This is a genomic window from Kitasatospora sp. NPDC094015 (genome assembly GCF_040304075.1).
Taxonomy (GTDB): Bacteria; Actinomycetota; Actinomycetes; order Streptomycetales; family Streptomycetaceae; genus Kitasatospora.
Genome location: NZ_JBEOUL010000018.1, coordinates 105,164 through 121,789 on the forward strand (window position 1 = coordinate 105,164; position 16,626 = coordinate 121,789).

The following is a 16,626-nucleotide window of genomic DNA, read 5'->3' on the forward strand; positions in this document are numbered from 1 at the left end:
CGCTCCGTAGCGTTCACAGGGTCAGCGCAACCCCCGCCCGAACGGAGCCCCCGCCATGAGCGGCCTCGTGAACGCCCTCGTCATCCTCGCGGTGATCGCCTTCGTGGTGACCAGGCAGCTGCAACCCCGCAAGGTCGCCACCGAGCGCCGGTTCTGGCTGCTCCCCGCGATCCTGGCCGTCGTCGCGCTCCGCGACCCGGAGCTGATCGACCCGGCCCACCGGCCCGAGGCGATCGGGCTGCTGATCGCCTCCGTCCTGACCGTGCTCGCGATGGGCTGCGTCTGGGGCTGGACCGTCCGGCTGTGGCGCGACGCGGACGGCGCGGTCTGGGCACGGGGCACCAAGGCCACGGCGGCCGCCTGGATGGGCATGATTGTGCTGCGGATCGGCTGGTACGGCCTGGGCGCCGCGCTGCACGTGCACCAGAGCAGCAGCGCGCTGCTGCTGTCGCTGGGCGGCCTGCTGCTGGTCCGCGGCCTGGTGGTGAACCACCGCGCCCAGCGGCTGGAGCACCCGCAGCCCGTCGCGGTCTGACCCCACCCGCGTGATCGGCCCGGAAGGACCCGAGTGAACCACGAGAGCTGGACCGGCTGGCCGGTGCCCGACGTCCGGAGCCGGCCGACCCCGCCCCGGCGGGTGCTCGGCTCGATCGGCCGGCTGGTGCTGCTCGTGGTGACGGTCGTCAGCACCTTCTCCGACGACCGGTTCCGGGGCTGGGCGGCGGTGGCCGCGGCCGGCTGGATCGTCGCGGGCGGCGTGGTGCTCGCCCTGTTCCTGCGGGCCACCCGGGGACGGCGGCTCCGGGGCGCGCTGCTTGCCGCCGCCGGGCTGCTGGCGATCGCCGCGCTGGCGAAGGAGGGCGGTGCGGACGTCCTGGCCGCGGTGCTGTGGTGCGCGCTCGGGGTCCTCGCCCTGGTCCGCCTGCCCCCGGCGGCCGGGGTGCCCACCATGGTGGCCGCGCTCGGCAGCTACGCGGCGCTGGGCGACGAACCGTTGCTGGCCGGACTGGCCACGGCGGGTGGGCTGGCGCTGCTCGGCTGGCTGCTGCGGCTGGACGCCGAGGCCCGCGGCACCCAGCACCTGCTGCTCCAGCAGGAGCGGGCGGCCCGGGCCGCGGAGGCCGAATCGGCGGCGCTCGCCGAACGGGCCCGGATCGCCCGGGAGATCCACGACGTGCTGGCGCACAGCCTCTCCGCCCAGCTGGTCCACCTGGAGGCGGCCCGGCTGATGCTGGACACCGGGGCGGAGCGCGAGCAGGTGCGCGAACGGGTGGTGGCGGCGCGGCGGATGGCCCAGGAGGGACTGTCCGAGACCAGGCAGGCACTGTCCGCGCTGCGCGGCGACCTCACCCCGGTCGGCGAGTTCCTGGTGGAGCTGGCCGGCCGCGAGCGGGCCGCGCTGCTGGTCGAGGGCGCCGCCCGGCCGCTGGCCGCCGAGGCCGGGCTGGCGGTGCGCCGCACCGCGCAGGAGGCGGTCACCAACGTCCGCAAGCACGCGCCCGGTGCCCGCACCGAGATCACCGTCCGCTACCTGGCGGACGCGGTGGAGCTGGAGGTCCGCAACGACCGGCCGCCGCGCGGCGGACCGGCCGGTGAGCTGGCGGCCAGCGGCAGCGGGTACGGTCTGCTCGGAATGCGCGAACGGGCCGAACTGCTCGGCGGGGAACTGCGGGCGGGCGAGGTGGACGGTGGATGGCGGGTCTTGCTGAGGGTGCCGGCGTGAGCGCCGGGGGGCCGGTACGCGTACTGGTGGCCGACGACCAGACGGTGGTCCGCGAGGGGATCGTGATGCTGCTGGGGCTGCTCCCGGACATCGAGGTGGTCGGTGCCGCCGCGGACGGCGAGGAAGCCGTCCGGCTGGTCGGCGAACTGGCGCCCGACGTGGTGCTGATGGACCTGCGGATGCCGCGCTGCGACGGGGTCGAGGCGACCCGCCGGATCCGGACCGGGCACCCGGCCACCGAGGTGGTGGTGCTCACCACCTACGCCGACGACGACTCGCTCTTCGCCGCGCTGCAGGCCGGCGCCCGCGGCTACCTCACCAAGGACGCCGGCGCGGAGGAGATCGCCCGCGCCGTGACCGACGTCCGCTCGGGCGCCGCCGGGCTCTCGCCGCAGGTCCAGCTGCGGCTGCTGGAACGGCTCTCCGCCGGTACGGCGGCCGCCCCGGGGGACGCACCCGGCGCCGCCGCACCGACCGGCGGGACCGGCGGGCCCGGCTCGGCGGCCCCCGTGCCGCCCGGCGACCGGGCCGCGCTGCCGGACGGGCTCACCGCGCGCGAGGCCGAGGTACTGGCCCTGATCGCCGACGGCCTGTCCAACACCGAGATCGCCCGGGAGCTCTACGTCAGCCCGGCCACGGTGAAGACCCACATCAACAACCTGTTCGCCAAGACCGCCGTCCGGGACCGCGCGCAGGCGGTGGCGTACGCCTTCCGGCACGGCATCCGCCGCAGTTCGTGATCTGACGGGCCCTCACCTGATTGGGTGAACGTATCTGCAACCCGGCCCGAGCGGGCCGCCGAGGCCGGATATTGGTGCGGTCAGCGCACGACCGGAAGCACTCCCTCCGGCCGGCGAACCCGACGCCCGCCCCCACGTGGAGCGTCCCGGTCATGGAGCGGCAGTGGCACAGCAGGACAGGTTCGACTGGTGGGCCGCCGAGCCCGCCGGGCGGGCGACGGGGCAGCCGGTGCGCCCGGCCGGGGCGGTCCGGACGGGCGGGCCCGGGCTCGCACCCGGCCCGGTCCAGGTGGCGGTGCCCCCGGCGCCGGTGCCCCCGCCCGCGCCCGCGGCGCCCGCACAGCCGAGCGCCCCCGAGGTACGGGCGGTGCCCGTGGTACCCCCGAGCGCCCCGGGCCGGCCGGCGCCGTCGGCCGGCGAGGCCGAAGGGCCCGGCGCGGAGGCCGGGCGCGCCGATGCGACCGGCCAGGTCTACCGCTCCGTCCAGCAGAGCCCGGCCTTCCAGCAGATCCGCCGCGGCTACCGGGGTTTCGCCTTCCCCGCCACCGGGCTGTTCCTCGGCTGGTACCTGCTGTACCTCGCCGCGCAGGCCGCCGCCCCCGGGCTGATGCGCCGCCAGGTCGCCGGGCCGGTGAACGTGGCCTGGCTGCTGGGCCTGCTCCAGTTCGCCTCCACCTTCCTGCTGACCTGGCTGTACGCCCGCAACGCCCGCACCAAGCGGGACCGGGCCGCGCTGGAGCTGCGCTGGGACACCCAGGACCAGCTCCGGTGACCGGCCGGCTGGCCTCCGCCGAGGCCCCCACCGGCACCCACCACGGCCTGGCCGTGGCGCTCTTCGCCGTGGTCGTGCTGGTCACCCTGGCGATTACCCTGTGGGTGGGCCGGCGCGGTCAGGCCGCCGAGGACTTCTACGCCGGCGGCCGCGGCTTCGGCCCGCTGCAGAACGGCCTCGCGCTCTCCGGGGACTACCTCTCGGCCGCCTCCTTCCTCGGCGTCACCGGCCTGATCGCGCTCTACGGCTACGACGGGGTGCTCTACAGCATCGGCTTCCTGGTCGCCTGGCTGCTGGTGCTGATGCTGGTCGCCGAACTGGTCCGCAACGCCGGCCGGTACACCCTGGCCGACGTGCTGGCGGTGCGGATGCGGCGCCGTCCGGTCCGGGCCGCCACCGGCACCGCCAGCGTGGTGGTCTCGCTGCTCTACCTGGTGGCCCAGATGGTCGGCGCCGGCAGCCTGGTGGCGCTGCTGCTCGGCACCGACAGCGGCGCCGCCAAGGCCTGGACGATCGTGGCCGTCGGCGCACTGATGATCGTCTACGTCACGGTCGGCGGGATGCGCGCCACCACCTGGATCCAGATCGTCAAGGCGCTGCTGCTGCTGGCCGGTTCGGTGCTGCTCACGGTGCTGGTCGTGGCCCGGTTCCACGGGGACGTGGCCGCGCTGATGCGGGCCGCCGCCGACCGCAGCGGCGTCGGGGCGGCGTACCTGGAGCCCGGGTTGAAGTACGGCGCCAGCCGGACCAGCCGGCTCGACTTCGTCAGCCTCGGCCTCGCCCTGGTGCTGGGCACCGCCGGGCTGCCGCACATCCTCAGCCGCTTCTACACCGTGCCGACCGCCCGGGCCGCCCGGCGCTCCACGGTCTGGGCCATCGCGCTGGTCGGCGGGTTCTACCTGATGGCCGTGGTGCTCGGCCTGGGCGCGGGCGCGCTGGTGGGCGCGGCGGGCATCCGCGCGGCCAACCCGGCGGGCAACACGGCGGTGCCGCTGCTCGCCCTCGACCTCGGCGGCGGGGCGGGCTCGACCGGCGGGGTGGTGCTGTTCGCGCTGATCTCGGCGATCGCCTTCGCGACCATCCTCGCGGTGGTGGCCGGGCTGACCTTGGCCTCCTCCGCGGCCTTCGCGCACGACCTCTACGCCCGCGCCTGGCGCCGCCCCGACGAGCGCGAGGTGACGGAGCGCCAGGAGCTGGCGGTGGCCCGATCGGCGGCGGTGGTGATCGGGGCCGTCGCGATCGTGCTGAGCCTGTTCGCGCAGCGGCTGAACGTGGCCTTCCTGGTGTCGCTGGCCTTCGCGGTGGCGGCCTCGGCCAATCTGCCGGCCCTGCTCTACAACCTGTTCTGGCGGCGCTTCACCACTCGGGGTGCGGTCTGGGCGGTGTACGGCGGCCTGGTGCCGGCGGTGCTGCTGGTGCTGTTCTCGCCGGTGGTCTCCGGTGCGCCGGGCTCGGTGCTGCCGGGGGTCGACTTCCACTGGTTCCCGCTGGAGAACCCGGGCCTGGTCTCCATCCCGCTGGGCTTCCTGGCCGGCTGGATCGGCACCGTCACCTCTCCCGAGGCGGCGGACGAGGACCGGTACGCCGAGCTGGAGGTGCGGTCGCTGACCGGGGCCGGCGCGGTCTGAGACCGGGCCGGCCCCGGCGAACGGGGACAGCCGGTCAGCGCGGCGCCGCGGTGAGGACGGTGAGGACCTCGGCGGCGATCGCGGTCTCGTTGCGCTCGAACTCCGGGCCGGTGAGCTGCTCGCGGTCGGAGGGCAGGCCGGTCAGCACCGGGGTGTGCAGGTGGCCGCCGGGCAGTGCCGGGTTGAGCTCCAGCCGGAGCCGGTTGCTGCGGTAGGCGACCTCGTTGGAGAGGTAGCCGCCGCCCCCGCCGGCCACCGCGCGGGAGCCCGGCGTCGGTCCGTCCTCGCGGTCCACCGGCTCGGTCGCGCCGGCGGGTATCTCGCTGACCTCGGTGTTCAGCAGCACCGGATAGGGGGAGTCGGCAGCCGCCGCCATCGCGTCGGTCGGCAGCGTGCTGGCGATGAACTCGGGGCCCGGGCCGAGCCCGGGGGCGTCCACGGGGTGGTCGTAGCTGCCGCCGGACAGCTCCCCCTGGTTGTCCGGGTAGGGGTCGGCCGAACGGGCCCGGCCCGCCCAGGCCTCCAGGGTGAACAGGCCGGGGTAGCCCTGGCTGATCGTGGTGATCAGGTCGGCGGCCCGCGGTCCGGCGGCCATCCGCGGGCCGAACGCGCGCTCCACGATGCCCTGGTCGAAGTCCGCGTACCGGACCGGGAGGACCACGGCCCTGATCTCGGCCCGACTGCCGTCCGCCATGGTGACCTTGCGGCCGTTGAGCCGCAGGACGGCGGAGCCCGAGGGGTTGGCCGTCCGGACGTCGCCGTCCAGGCCGAACGGGTCGAAGCCACTGACGAAGATCCGTCGCACCCCGGGCGCGCCGCTGAAGCCGTTGTCGACCAGACCGCGCGAGGCATCCTCGAAGCGGGCCCGCAGCGCCGCCCGGTCGATCGTGAACGACGGTTGCCAGGCTGCCAGTTGGGCGGTCATCGCGACCCTGGTCCAGTACAGCGGGCGGTCGTCGCCGGGAGCCAGATCGCCGCCGGGTCGCCGTCCCTGGGCGCGGTCGACGGCGGCCTGCCAGAGCGCCTCGCCCCAGGAATCCAGCAGCCGCTCGGCCTCCGCGCGGGTGCGCGCGGTGCACAGGGCGGCCGGGAAGCGGGTGGTGAAGGTGGTCAGGCCGGCCCGCTCGACCAGCGCGGTCGTCCGCGGGTCCTGCAGCCGGCTCTGCTCGCGGTCCGGGGCGGCGGCGACCGTGCGGCAACCGGCGGTCCCGTCCGGAGCGGCGGCCGCCGGCGGGGCGGCGAGCAGGGCGGCCGCGCCGAGCAGGGCGGCGGCCAGCGGGAGGCGGGGGGAGGGTTTCATGCCGTGTGACATTACACTTGCGCCTCTCCGGTGGGCAGGGGTGGAACCGGCCGGGTCGTGCTCGGCCGGTTCCACCCCTGTCGGTTCGTCAGGTGCGGTCGGAGCCCGCGGGGTCAGTGCGGGTTGGTGCAGGTGGTGGTCTGGAGTTCGGCCCGGCCGACCGGCCCGCCGGTGGCGCAGACCAGGGTGAGGAAGTCGGTGCTCACGGCCGGCGTGCTGACCTGGATCGATCCGGTGCGGACGCGGGTGGCGGAGGCCACCGTCTCCCACGGGCTCCCCCAGGCCCGCTGGATCCGTACCTCGACGCGCAGCATGGTGAGCTGGCCGGCGGCTGCGGTGATGCTGGCCGAGCCGACGACTCCGGTGTCGGTGGGCTGGTGCCAGGCGCACGGGGTGTTGGCGAGGGTGGGACAGGACGGGCCGGCCGGGGTCGCTGCGACGGATGGGCCGACAGCCAGGGCGAGAATCCCGGTGGTGGCCGCCAGCAGGCTTGCGATACGAGAAATCATGGCACTGTTCTCCTTTGAATCAGAGCCGGGTGGCTTTCAGTGCCGAGCATGTCATGTCCGTGACCAGTTGGTCACTGTGGGTTGTCTCACGTTTGGCAGGCCGCCGGAACGTTCGGTCGGTCATGGGAGTGGGTTTCGAGGGACAGTCGCCGGTCATGGAATGACGGAGGGCGGATGACAGATTTTGAAATCTGTCATCCGCCCTCCGTCGACCAGCACCTGTCGACCCGTCGGATCAGCCCCTACTCGACCGCCGCCACACCGGTCACGTCCATCCGCGACGGCAGCCCCGGCGCCTTCCCGCAGCTTTCCGGCCGGGGCGGCTCACTGATCCCGGCGGTCACCGAGACCCGCCAGCGCCGCCCGTCCCGGTGCGTCACCTCGACGGTCCAGCCCCCGTCCCCGTCCGGTCGCTGCTCCAGCGTCAGCGCCTCGGCGTCCGCCTCGCCGGTCGCCGCGCGGACGGCCTGCTCGGCGGCCTGGCCCGGACGCTCCCAGCACGAGCGCCCACGCGACCACTCGGCCACGGTCCGCCCGTCCGCCGTCGCGGTCAGCACCTCCTTGGCCGCCGCGCCGCTGAGCCGCCCGTACGCGTAGCCGTACGGCAGCACCAGCATGGTCGGCGAGAAGCGGTGGCCGCCCAGGTGGGTGACCTCCCAGACCTCGGTGTGGCCGGCGGCAGCCAGTTCGGCGGCCAGTGGGCGCCCCAGGACGGCGCAGCACCGGTCCCGGCGGCCGTTGGTGCACACCAGGGCGATCGGGTCGCCGTGGTGTTCGGTGCCGAGCCCGCCGTGCCGGCCCGCGCCGAGGGCGGCGAAGTCGAGGTCCAGCAGGGTGGCCGGGTCGGTCACCCGCAGCCGGCGCACCCAGGAGGTGCCCGGCCGGGTGTGCGCGACGATCACCTCGTGCTCGGCCTCGGGCAGCAGGTCCGCGTGGCGCCCGGGCCGCCGGATCAGTGCGACCCGGACCCCGGTGCCGGCCGCGGCGGTGTCCAGCGCCCGCCCCACCGCCCGGTCCAGGTGGCTCTCGGTGAGCGCCTTCGCCCCCCACGGGCCGGCCTGTTCCAGCAGCAGCCAGGCGGTCGCGGTCGCCGCGGTCGCGGCGAGCGGCTCGGTCAGTTCGCGCGACAGCGTTGTGCAGGTGCTCACCCGGCCAACCCTACTCGCGCCCGGCCGGCGGCTTCTCGCCCTCGGGTCGGGGGCGACGGGGGGCGCGGCGCCCGAGATCGTGCTGACTATGCTGATCCAATTACTTTTGTTGACCAATCCTTGGGGGAGTCTTGGGGTCGTTCTTCTCGGTCGAGATCGGGGATCTCGACACGTTGATCGCGGATCTGCACCGGAGTCAGGACAACCTGCGCACCGCCCTCGACGCGATGCGCGACACCGGCCCGAAGAGCACCGGCAGCCAGTCGCTCGACCACGCCTGCGACGAGTTCCACGACAGCTGGGACGACGCGATCAAGAAGATCGCCGACGGCACCCAGCAGGTGGAGGAGGGGCTGAACATCACCAAGAAGGCGTACGCCGAGACCGACCAGGCCCTGCGGGACGCCTTCTCGGACGGTGCCCGGTGAGCGACCCGGCCGACTTTCCCGCCCTCGGCTTCGATCCGGCCCCCGGCAACCCCGGCAGCGTCGACACCCTGGTCACCCGGCTGAACACGGCCGCCGGCGCGCTGGAGAACGCCCATCAGAGCCTCTCCTCGCTGACCCGGCTCGGCGGTTCCTGGCAGGGCGATGCCGCGCAGGCGTTCGCCGCCAAGGTCACCGAGCTGCCCGGCCTGCTCCGGGACAGCGACGATGCGGTGCGCACCGCCGCCCAGCAGCTCAACTCCTGGCGCGGGCAACTGGTCTCCTTCCAGGACACGGCCCGGCGCTACGAGGCCGATGCCCGGGCCGCCAAGCAGCGCTGCGAGCAGTGCGAGGCGGCCAAGGACCGGGCGGACAGCCGCTACAACTCGGCGGCCGACGCCCCGGCCTTCCGGCTCGGCGGCCAGTTCTTCGCGGACGACGCCCAGTTGAAGGAGGCCCAGGCCAGGATCGACACCGCCCAGCGCGAGCTGGAGGCGGCGGGCGCCGAACTCGACGACGCCAAGCGCTCGGTGGAGGACGCCAAGGACGCCTTCGAGGCCATCGTCAAGCAGGCCAAGGAGCTCGGGGAGGACCACCGGGACGCCGCCGACAAGGTGGCCAAGGCGCTGCGCAAGGCCAACCAGAACGCCCCCAGCACCAGCATGTGGGACAAGCTCAAGGACTCGCTGAAGCGGGCCGGCCACGCGATCAAGGAGTGGGCCACCAAGCACGCCGATCTGCTGAAGAAGATCGGCGACTGGATGTCCATCGCCTCCACCGTGCTGGGCGTCGCGGCGCTGTGCACGGCGTGGTTCCCGCCGCTGGCCGGTGCGCTCGCGCTGGCCGGCGGTGTGCTGTCGGCCGGCGCGCTGGCCACCCACGGTCTCGCCAAGCTCGGCGGCGCCGATGTCGGCGCGATGGACCTGATCGGGGACGGCCTGGGCATCCTGCCCGCCGGCAAGTTCTTCGGGACGGCCCTGAAGGGCAGCACCAAGGTCGCCACCAAGCTGGTGCCCAAGGTGGTGAACGGCGTGCGCTGCTCCACCGAGGTGGTGCGGGAGGTCGGCAAGGTGCAGTTGGTGGGGCAGCTCGGCAACGCCACCCGGGGCGCCGCGGTCCGGGTCTCGCGGCTGGCCGACGAGGGCACCGACATCATCACCGACTTCAAGGCGCTGCCCGGGTTCGGCAACCGGATGAAGCTCGCCTGGGAGACCCACCTGGGCGTGACCGCGGGGGAGTCCCTGGTCGAGGGGATCAAGACGAGCCGGCTCGCCCAGCTGCCGGTGCTGCGCGACATCCCGTCGCTGAAGGCGGCGATCCGTGCGGACGGCTCGCTCGACCCGATGTCCTGGTGGTCCCGCGGCCCGCTGGCCGGGGCGCAGCTCCCCGGCATCGTGACCGACGTCTACGACGCTGTGACCGGAGGATAGATGTACGGGAACCACACCGCGCCGCTGCCGCCCTCGGCGCACCTGACGCCCTCGGCGGGCCGCCGGTCCCGGCTCGGGCTGCTGGCCTGGGCCGTGCTGCAGTGCGGCTGGGTGCCGCTCGACCTGCTGCTGAGGCTGCTGGTCGTGCCCTTCCTGGTGGTCGGCGAGGTGCTGAGCGACGGTCAGCGCCCGGACCGCGAATGGCTGCGGTTCCTGGCCCGGCCGCTCACCCGCTGGGTCGGGCCGGTGCGCTTCGTCCGCGAGTGGGGGCCGGCCCCGGGCCTGTGGGACGCCCACCTGAACCGGCTCTGCGACACCGCGCTGCGGGTCTACCGGCGCCAGGAGCAGGGCGCGGTCGGCGTGCGCGGCTGGGCGTTCGCCCGGTACGGCGCCGAGGGCCGGGCGCTGCTGATCTCCCCGAAGGAGTACCGCGGCCTGTCCGGCGAGCGGATCCAGCAGATCGCGGCCGGCCGGGGCCTGGTGGCGCGCTCCGCCGGCCCGTTCGGGATCACCCTGGTGCCGGCCGCCGGCCGACCGTACGGCAAGGAGGGCGGGCGCCGGTGAACGGGCCGATCGAGGAGCAGCCGCAGCCGCCCGTGACGCAGGGACGGGGAGAGGGACCGATGCCGGTCGAGCAGGCGGCGGTGACCGGGATCGGGTTCACCTTCGACGTGCCCGTGGCCTTCCACGACCTCGGCCTGCACCTCACGGACGAGCAGCGCTGGGAGCACCTGGCGGAGGTCGCGGCCGAGGTGTGGTCCGGCGGGACGCCCGACCAGCGTGCCGGGGTCAGGCAGCTGTACGCGGACGTGGCGGACGCCGCCGCCGGGGACGGGGCGAGCTACGCGGGCCTGTGCCTGTTCGCCACCGAGGACGACCGGGTGAGCAGTGCCTCGCTGATCGTCCGGAGCGAGACGATCGAGCCGGGCGACGTGGAGGCCATCGCCGCCACCCTGCACGAGACGCTCTCGCTGAACCCGGACTGCGACGTCTACCGGACGGAGGTCGAGGCCGGCCCGGCGCTGGTGCAGTTCACCGGGGTCGAGTGGACGCCGCCGGCGGTCGAGGGGCTGCCGGCGCCGGTCGCGGTGCCGATGGCGCGGGTGGACGCCTACCTCCCGCTGCCGGAGGCGAGGTCGCTGCTGGTGATGTCGCTGACCACGCCGTCGCTGCCGGAACTGCCGCACTACGTGGCGCTGCTGTCGGAGCTGGCCGAGACCGTCCAGCTGCTCGACGACGGACTCTCCCCGGCGCTGCCCGCCCAGCAGGGGTCCCCGGACGCCGGGCGGATCGCGGCGGCGTTCGGCTGAGACCTGCCGACAGCACGACGGGGGCGCCCGCAGGCGCCCCCGTCGTGCTGTCCGGTCCGCTACGGGGCCTTACAGGCGCCCGCCGATCGCCGCGATGGGCGTGGTCACCGGCGTGCCCGAGCCGTCCCGGCGCGGGTCGCGCTCCGGCAGCTGGAGCGGTGCGCCGTTCGCGCCGGCCGCGCGGGCCGGCTCCGGGCCCGCCCAGGCGAACGCCAGCGCGTCCTCGCCGCGCAGGAACCGCTGGCACCGGACGCCGCCGGTGGCCCGGCCCTTGCGCGGGTACTGCTCGAACGGCGTGACCTTCCAGCTGGTCTGCTCGCCGCCGGCCAGCGTGCCGGAGGCCGTCGCCACCGAGACCACCACCGCGTCGGCGGCCGGGTCCACCGCGGTGAACGACAGCACCCGGGCGCCGTCCGACAGCTTGATGCCCGCCATGCCGCCCGCCGGGCGGCCCTGCGGGCGCACCTGACCGGCCGGGTAGCGCAGCAGCTGCGCGTCGGAGGCGATGAAGACCAGGTCCTCCTCGCCGGTGCGCAGCTCGACCGCGCCGACCACGGTGTCACCGTCCTTGAGGGCGATCACCTCGAACTCGTCCTTGTTCGCGGGCCATTCCGGGACCACCCGCTTCACCACGCCCTGCGCCGTACCGAGCGCCAGGCCGGGCGAGGACTCGTCCAGGGTGGTCAGCGCGAGCGCCCGCTCGTCCGTCTCCAGCCGCAGGAACTCGCTCACCGCCGCGCCGCCCGCCAGCGCCGAGGTGCCCGGCGGCAGCGCGGGCAGGTCGATCACCGGGAGCCGCAGCACCCGGCCGGCGGTCGTCACCACGCCGACGTCGGCGCGCGCGGTGGCCGGCACCGCGGAGACGACCGCGTCGTGCTTGGCCCGCGAGCCGCCGGTCTCCAGCGGCTCGCCGTCCGCGGTCCTGGCCAGCAGGCCGGTGGAGGAGAGCAGCACCCGGCACGGGTCGTCCGCGACCTCCAGCGGCACCGACAGCGCCGCGCTCGGCACCGAGCCGGCCTCCAGCAGCACCGTCCGGCGCTCGGTGCCGAACTGCTTCGCCACCGCGCCCAGCTCGCCGGACACCACGTTGCGCAGCTTGGTGTCCGACTCCAGGATCTCGGTGAGCTCCTGGATCTCCTTGGTGAGCTTGGCCTGCTCGGTCTCCAGCTCGACCCGGTCGAACCGGGTGAGCCGGCGCAGCGGGGTGTCCAGGATGTACGCGGTCTGGGTCTCCGACAGCCCGAAGCGCTCCATCAGGCGCTCCTTCGCCTGCGCGGCGTCCTCGCTGGAGCGGATCAGCGCGATGACCTCGTCGATGTCGACCAGGGCGACCAGCAGGCCCTCGACCAGGTGCAGCCGGTCCTGCCGCTTGCGCCGCCGGAACTCGCTGCGCCGGCGGACCACCTCGAAGCGGTGGTCGACGTAGACCTCGAGCAGCTCCTTGAGGCCCAGCGTCAGCGGCTGGCCGTCCACCAGGGCCACGTTGTTGATGCCGAAGGTCTCCTCCATCGGCGTCAGCTTGTAGAGCTGCTCCAGCAGCGCCTCCGGCACGAAGCCGTTCTTGACCTCGATCACCAGCCGCAGGCCGTGCTGGCGGTCGGTCAGGTCCTTGACGTCCGCGATGCCCTGCAGTTTCTTGGCGCCGACCAGGTCCTTGATCTTGGCGATCACCTTCTCCGGGCCCACGCTGTACGGCAGTTCGGTGACCACCAGGCCCTTGCGGCGGGCCGTCACCGCCTCCACCGAGACGGTCGCCCGGATCTTGAAGGTGCCGCGGCCGGACTCGTAGGCGTCCCGGATGCCCGACAGCCCGACGATCCGGCCGCCGGTCGGCAGGTCCGGGCCGGGGATGAAGCGCATCAGCGTCTCGAGGTCGGCGCCGGGGTGCTTGATCAGGTGCCGGGCGGCGGCCACCACCTCGGACAGGTTGTGCGGCGGCATGTTGGTCGCCATGCCGACCGCGATCCCGGAGGTGCCGTTCACCAGCAGGTTGGGGAAGGCCGCCGGCAGCACCGACGGCTCCTGCTCGCTGCCGTCGTAGTTCGGCGCGAAGTCGACGGTGTCCTCGTGGATCGACTCCACCATCGACATCGAGGCCGCGGTCAGGCGCGACTCGGTGTACCGCATCGCGGCCGGCGGGTCGTCGTTGCCCAGCGAGCCGAAGTTGCCGTGCCCGTCGATCAGCGGCAGTCGCATCGAGAACGGCTGCGCCATGCGCACCACGGAGTCGTAGATGGACGCGTCGCCGTGCGGGTGCAGCCGGCCCATCACCTCGCCGACCAGGCGGGCGCACTTCACGTGCCCGCGCTCGGGGCGCAGGCCCATCTCGTTGGCCTGGTACAGGATGCGCCGGTGCACCGGCTTCAGACCGTCCCGGGCGTCCGGCAGGGCGCGGGAGTAGATCACCGAGTAGGCGTACTCGAGGAACGAGCCCTGCATCTCGTCCACGACGTCGACGTCGAGGATCCGCTCCTCGAAGTCACCGGGCGGCGGGGTGGGCGAACTGCGGCGGGGCATCGCGGCGGGGCTCCCTTGCGTCTGTCGGCTGCGTCAGATCTTGTCGGACCGAGTCTGTGGTAACTGCGTCGAACCGTTCGGAGGCACGGCGCCCCCCATTGTGGACCCTCCGGCTGACAGCCACTGCCGCAGGCCACCTGCCGTGCCCGCTTCCGCCCGTGGCGAACGCGCGCCCCGCGCGGACACCTCACGCACCGTCGGGCGTTGCACCACAATGGGGGAACGCCATCCGCCCCCCGACCAACCCGAAGACGGGCCGACCTCCGCGGCCACGGCGCCGCACCGAAGCCGCCCGCTTCCCCGAAAGGACCGGAAACCCGCATGGCCAACCCGGCTCCCGCCTCCACCCGAGGCCTCGCCATCACCGAGCACCGCCTGGCCAACGGCCTGCGGGTGGTGCTCTCCGAGGACCACCTCACCCCGGTCACCGCGGTGTGCCTCTGGTACGACGTCGGTTCCCGGCACGAGGTGAAGGGCCGCACCGGCCTCGCCCACCTGTTCGAGCACCTGATGTTCCAGGGCTCGGCCAACGTCTCCAACAACGGGCACTTCGAACTGGTCCAGGGCGCGGGCGGTTCGCTCAACGGCACCACCAGCTTCGAGCGCACCAACTACTTCGAGACCATGCCCGCCCACCAGTTGGAGCTCGCGCTCTGGCTGGAGGCGGACCGGATGGGCTCGCTGCTCAGCGCCCTCGACGAGACCTCGATGGAGAACCAGCGCGACGTCGTCAAGAACGAGCGCCGCCAGCGCTACGACAACGTGCCCTACGGCACCGCGTTCGAGAAGCTCACCGCGCTCTCGTTCCCCGACGGCCATCCGTACCACCACACCCCGATCGGCTCGATGGCCGACCTGGACGCGGCCACGCTGGAGGACGCCCGCGCGTTCTTCCGCACCTACTACGCGCCCAACAACGCCGTGCTCTCGATCGTCGGCGACCTCGACCCCGAGCAGACCATCGCCTGGGTGGAGAAGTACTTCGGCACCATTCCCGCCCACGACGGCAAGCAGCCGCCGCGCGACGGCTCGCTGCCCGACACCCTCGGGCGCGAGGTCCGCGAGGTCATCCACGAGGATGTGCCCTCGCGCGCCCTGATGGCCGCCTACCGGCTGCCGCACGACGGCACCCGTGAGGCCGACGCCGCCGACCTGGCCCTCACCATCCTCGGCTCCGGCGAGTCCAGCCGGCTCTACAACCGGCTGGTCCGGCACGACCGCACCGCCGTCGCGGCCGGGTTCGGCCTGCTCCGGCTGGCCGGCGCGCCCTCGCTCGGCTGGCTCGACGTGAAGACCTCGGGCGACGCCACCATCGACCGGATCCAGGCCGCCACCGACGAGGAGCTCGCCCGGTTCGCCGCCGAGGGCCCGACCGAGGCCGAACTCGAGCGCGCCCAGGCGCAGATCGAGCGGGAGTGGCTCGACCGGCTGACCACGGTCGCCGGCCGGGCGGACGAACTCTGCCGGTTCGCGGTGCTGTTCGGTGACCCGAAGCTGGTCAACAGCGCCCTCCCCAAGGTCCTCGACGTCACCGCCGAGGAGGTCCGGGCCGTCGCCGCCGCCCGCCTGCACCCGCAGAACCGCGCGGTCCTGGTCTACGAACCCACCACGCCGGACGACACCACCGCCACCGACGACAGCACCGAGGAGACGGCGGCATGAGCACCGACCCCACCCCCGTGATGACCTTCCACCCGCAGCCGCAGCCCGGCACGCCCGGCCCCTGGGCGTTCCCGGCGCCCGAGCGCGCCAGCCTCGCCAACGGCCTCACCGTGCTGCACTGCCACCGCCCCGGCCAGCAGCTGGTCGCCGTCGACCTGGTGGTCGACGCCCCGCTCGCCGCCGAGCCGGCCGGCCTCGACGGCGTGGCCAACATCCTGGCCCGGGCGCTCAGCGAGGGCACCGACACGCTGACCGCCGAGGAGTTCGCCGGCGAGCTGGAGCGCGCCGGCGCCACCCTCGACGCGCACGTCGACCACCCCGCGCTGCGGGTCTCGCTGGAGGTGCCCGCCTCCCGGCTGGAGCGCGGGCTCACCCTGCTCGGCGACGCGCTGCGCGCCCCCGCGCTGCCCGCCGACGAGATCGAGCGGCTGGTCGCCAACCGCCTCGACGAGATCGTCCACGAGGCGGCCAACCCGGCCCGCCGCTCGGCCAAGGCGCTGTACGCCTCGCTGTTCGACGCGGCCGACCGGCTGTCGCGCCCGCGCAGCGGCACCGCCGACACCGTCAAGGCGATCGACCGGGCCGCCGTGCAGGCGTTCTACCAGGCGCACCTCCGGCCCTCGACCGCCACCGCCGTGGTGGTCGGCGACCTGACCGGCATCGACCTGCTGGCCCTGCTGGAGGCCACCCTCGGCCGCTGGGCCGGCAGCGCCGACCCGGCCGCCGTGCACGCCCCCGTCACCGGGGACGACACCGGCCGCGTGATCATCGTCGACCGGCCGGGCTCGGTCCAGACCCAGCTGCTGATCGGCAGGATCGGCCCGGACCGGCACGACCCGGCCTGGGCCGCCCAGGTGCTCGGCACGTACTGCCTCGGCGGCACCCTCACCTCCCGGCTGGACCGCGTGCTGCGCGAGGAGAAGGGCTACACGTACGGCGTGCGCGCCTTCGCCCAGCCGCTGCGGTCGGCGGGCGACGGTTCGGGGCGCGCGCTGCTCGCGATCAGCGGCTCGGTGGACACCGCCTCCACCGCGCCGGCGCTGGCCGACACCTGGACCATCCTGCGGACGCTGGCGGCCGAGGGGCTGACCGACGCCGAGCGGGAGGAGGCCGTCCAGTTCCTGGTCGGTGTCGCCCCGCTCAAGTTCGAGACGGCCGGCTCGGTCGCCGCGACCCTGGCCGACCAGGTCGAGCAGTACCTGCCGGACGACTTCCAGGCCGAGGTCTACCGGCAGCTGGCCGAGCTCGGCACCGAGGCCGCCACCGCGGCCGTGGTCGCGGCCTTCCCGCCGGACCGCCTGGTCACCGTCCTGGTCGGCGACGCCGCGGTGATCGCCGATCCGGTCAAGGAGCTCGGCATCGGCGACGTCACGGTGATCGCCAACTGAGCTGCGCCCACGAACGGCCCGCACGGGCCGACCAGGGGCCCGACGGAGCATCAGCTCCATCGGGCCCCTCGGCG

At 74.3% G+C, this 16,626-nt stretch carries 15 protein-coding genes; 11 read left to right on the forward strand and 4 right to left on the reverse strand.

The window, feature by feature from the left end; translation table 11 throughout:
- The first annotated feature begins 55 nt into the window (after positions 1-55).
- The 5 genes from ABT014_RS21745 to ABT014_RS21765 all read left to right on the forward strand — a co-directional run bounded on the left by ABT014_RS21745 (position 56) and on the right by ABT014_RS21765 (position 4,863).
- Positions 56-535 carry a DUF1453 domain-containing protein gene (locus tag ABT014_RS21745; RefSeq protein WP_350640654.1) on the forward strand — a complete coding sequence of 160 codons (480 nt, stop codon included), beginning with the start codon at positions 56-58 and terminating at the stop codon, positions 533-535.
- Between the two features lie 33 nt (positions 536-568).
- Positions 569-1,723, forward strand: a complete 1,155-nt coding sequence (locus tag ABT014_RS21750) for a sensor histidine kinase (protein ID WP_350640655.1) — start codon at positions 569-571, stop codon at positions 1,721-1,723.
- The gene (locus ABT014_RS21755; RefSeq protein WP_350640656.1) at positions 1,693-2,463 is read left to right on the forward strand and encodes a response regulator; all 771 of its coding nucleotides are present in this window, start codon (positions 1,693-1,695) and stop codon (positions 2,461-2,463) included. The genes ABT014_RS21750 and ABT014_RS21755 overlap by 31 nt, the downstream gene beginning before the upstream one ends.
- Positions 2,464-2,626: 163 nt before the next feature.
- Positions 2,627-3,235, forward strand: a complete 609-nt coding sequence (locus ABT014_RS21760) for a DUF485 domain-containing protein (RefSeq protein ID WP_350640657.1) — start codon at positions 2,627-2,629, stop codon at positions 3,233-3,235.
- Positions 3,232-4,863 carry a monocarboxylic acid transporter gene (locus ABT014_RS21765; protein WP_350640659.1) on the forward strand — a complete coding sequence of 544 codons (1,632 nt, stop codon included), beginning with the start codon at positions 3,232-3,234 and terminating at the stop codon, positions 4,861-4,863. The genes ABT014_RS21760 and ABT014_RS21765 overlap by 4 nt, the downstream gene beginning before the upstream one ends.
- 34 nt (positions 4,864-4,897) lie before the next feature.
- Here ABT014_RS21765 and ABT014_RS21770 read toward each other — a convergent pair whose 3' ends face one another.
- The 3 genes from ABT014_RS21770 to ABT014_RS21780 all read right to left on the reverse strand — a co-directional run bounded on the left by ABT014_RS21770 (position 4,898) and on the right by ABT014_RS21780 (position 7,820).
- Complete coding sequence (locus ABT014_RS21770) at positions 4,898-6,163, reverse strand: pyroglutamyl-peptidase I (RefSeq protein ID WP_350640660.1); 1,266 nt, start codon at positions 6,161-6,163, stop codon at positions 4,898-4,900.
- A gap of 113 nt (positions 6,164-6,276) precedes the next feature.
- Positions 6,277-6,672 (reverse strand): hypothetical protein, encoded by a 396-nt coding sequence (locus ABT014_RS21775; RefSeq protein ID WP_350640661.1) that lies wholly within the window; start codon positions 6,670-6,672, stop codon positions 6,277-6,279.
- A gap of 242 nt (positions 6,673-6,914) precedes the next feature.
- The gene (locus tag ABT014_RS21780; protein WP_350640662.1) at positions 6,915-7,820 is read right to left on the reverse strand and encodes a ferredoxin family protein; all 906 of its coding nucleotides are present in this window, start codon (positions 7,818-7,820) and stop codon (positions 6,915-6,917) included.
- A 131-nt stretch (positions 7,821-7,951) separates the two neighbouring features.
- Between ABT014_RS21780 and ABT014_RS21785 the strand changes: the two genes are divergently transcribed.
- Genes ABT014_RS21785 through ABT014_RS21800 form a run of 4 tightly spaced genes read left to right on the forward strand, consistent with a single transcriptional unit; the run spans position 7,952 to position 10,985 of the window.
- Complete coding sequence (locus tag ABT014_RS21785) at positions 7,952-8,248, forward strand: DUF6317 family protein (RefSeq protein ID WP_350640663.1); 297 nt, start codon at positions 7,952-7,954, stop codon at positions 8,246-8,248.
- Entirely contained in the window at positions 8,245-9,675 is a 1,431-nt protein-coding gene (locus tag ABT014_RS21790) for a putative T7SS-secreted protein (RefSeq protein WP_350640664.1), read from the forward strand. The genes ABT014_RS21785 and ABT014_RS21790 overlap by 4 nt, the downstream gene beginning before the upstream one ends.
- Complete coding sequence (locus tag ABT014_RS21795) at positions 9,676-10,239, forward strand: hypothetical protein (RefSeq protein ID WP_350640665.1); 564 nt, start codon at positions 9,676-9,678, stop codon at positions 10,237-10,239.
- A gap of 59 nt (positions 10,240-10,298) precedes the next feature.
- Complete coding sequence (locus ABT014_RS21800) at positions 10,299-10,985, forward strand: hypothetical protein (protein ID WP_350640666.1); 687 nt, start codon at positions 10,299-10,301, stop codon at positions 10,983-10,985.
- A gap of 69 nt (positions 10,986-11,054) precedes the next feature.
- On the opposite strand, the gene ABT014_RS21805 is transcribed toward ABT014_RS21800, so the two are convergent.
- Positions 11,055-13,502, reverse strand: a complete 2,448-nt coding sequence (locus tag ABT014_RS21805; protein WP_350640667.1) for a DNA gyrase/topoisomerase IV subunit A — start codon at positions 13,500-13,502, stop codon at positions 11,055-11,057.
- A 321-nt stretch (positions 13,503-13,823) separates the two neighbouring features.
- On the opposite strand from ABT014_RS21805, the gene ABT014_RS21810 reads away from it, so the two are divergent.
- Together ABT014_RS21810 and ABT014_RS21815 are read left to right on the forward strand one after the other, a co-directional pair.
- Positions 13,824-15,164, forward strand: coding sequence for a M16 family metallopeptidase (locus ABT014_RS21810; protein WP_350640668.1), 1,341 nt, complete (start codon positions 13,824-13,826; stop codon positions 15,162-15,164).
- A gap of 20 nt (positions 15,165-15,184) precedes the next feature.
- Positions 15,185-16,552 carry a M16 family metallopeptidase gene (locus ABT014_RS21815; RefSeq protein ID WP_350640698.1) on the forward strand — a complete coding sequence of 456 codons (1,368 nt, stop codon included), beginning with the start codon at positions 15,185-15,187 and terminating at the stop codon, positions 16,550-16,552.
- Positions 16,553-16,626: the final 74 nt, after the last annotated feature.

Coding starts and splice junctions, on each gene's coding strand:
- ABT014_RS21745 (WP_350640654.1), top strand. CDS start 56: ATGAGCGGCCTCGTGAACGCCCTCGTCATCCTCGCGGTGATCGCCTTC.
- ABT014_RS21755 (WP_350640656.1), top strand. CDS start 1,693: ATGGCGGGTCTTGCTGAGGGTGCCGGCGTGAGCGCCGGGGGGCCGGTA.
- ABT014_RS21770 (WP_350640660.1), bottom strand. CDS start 6,163: ATGAAACCCTCCCCCCGCCTCCCGCTGGCCGCCGCCCTGCTCGGCGCG.
- ABT014_RS21775 (WP_350640661.1), bottom strand. CDS start 6,672: ATGATTTCTCGTATCGCAAGCCTGCTGGCGGCCACCACCGGGATTCTC.
- ABT014_RS21795 (WP_350640665.1), top strand. CDS start 9,676: ATGTACGGGAACCACACCGCGCCGCTGCCGCCCTCGGCGCACCTGACG.
- ABT014_RS21800 (WP_350640666.1), top strand. CDS start 10,299: ATGCCGGTCGAGCAGGCGGCGGTGACCGGGATCGGGTTCACCTTCGAC.
- ABT014_RS21805 (WP_350640667.1), bottom strand. CDS start 13,502: ATGCCCCGCCGCAGTTCGCCCACCCCGCCGCCCGGTGACTTCGAGGAG.
- ABT014_RS21810 (WP_350640668.1), top strand. CDS start 13,824: ATGGCCAACCCGGCTCCCGCCTCCACCCGAGGCCTCGCCATCACCGAG.
- ABT014_RS21815 (WP_350640698.1), top strand. CDS start 15,185: ATGACCTTCCACCCGCAGCCGCAGCCCGGCACGCCCGGCCCCTGGGCG.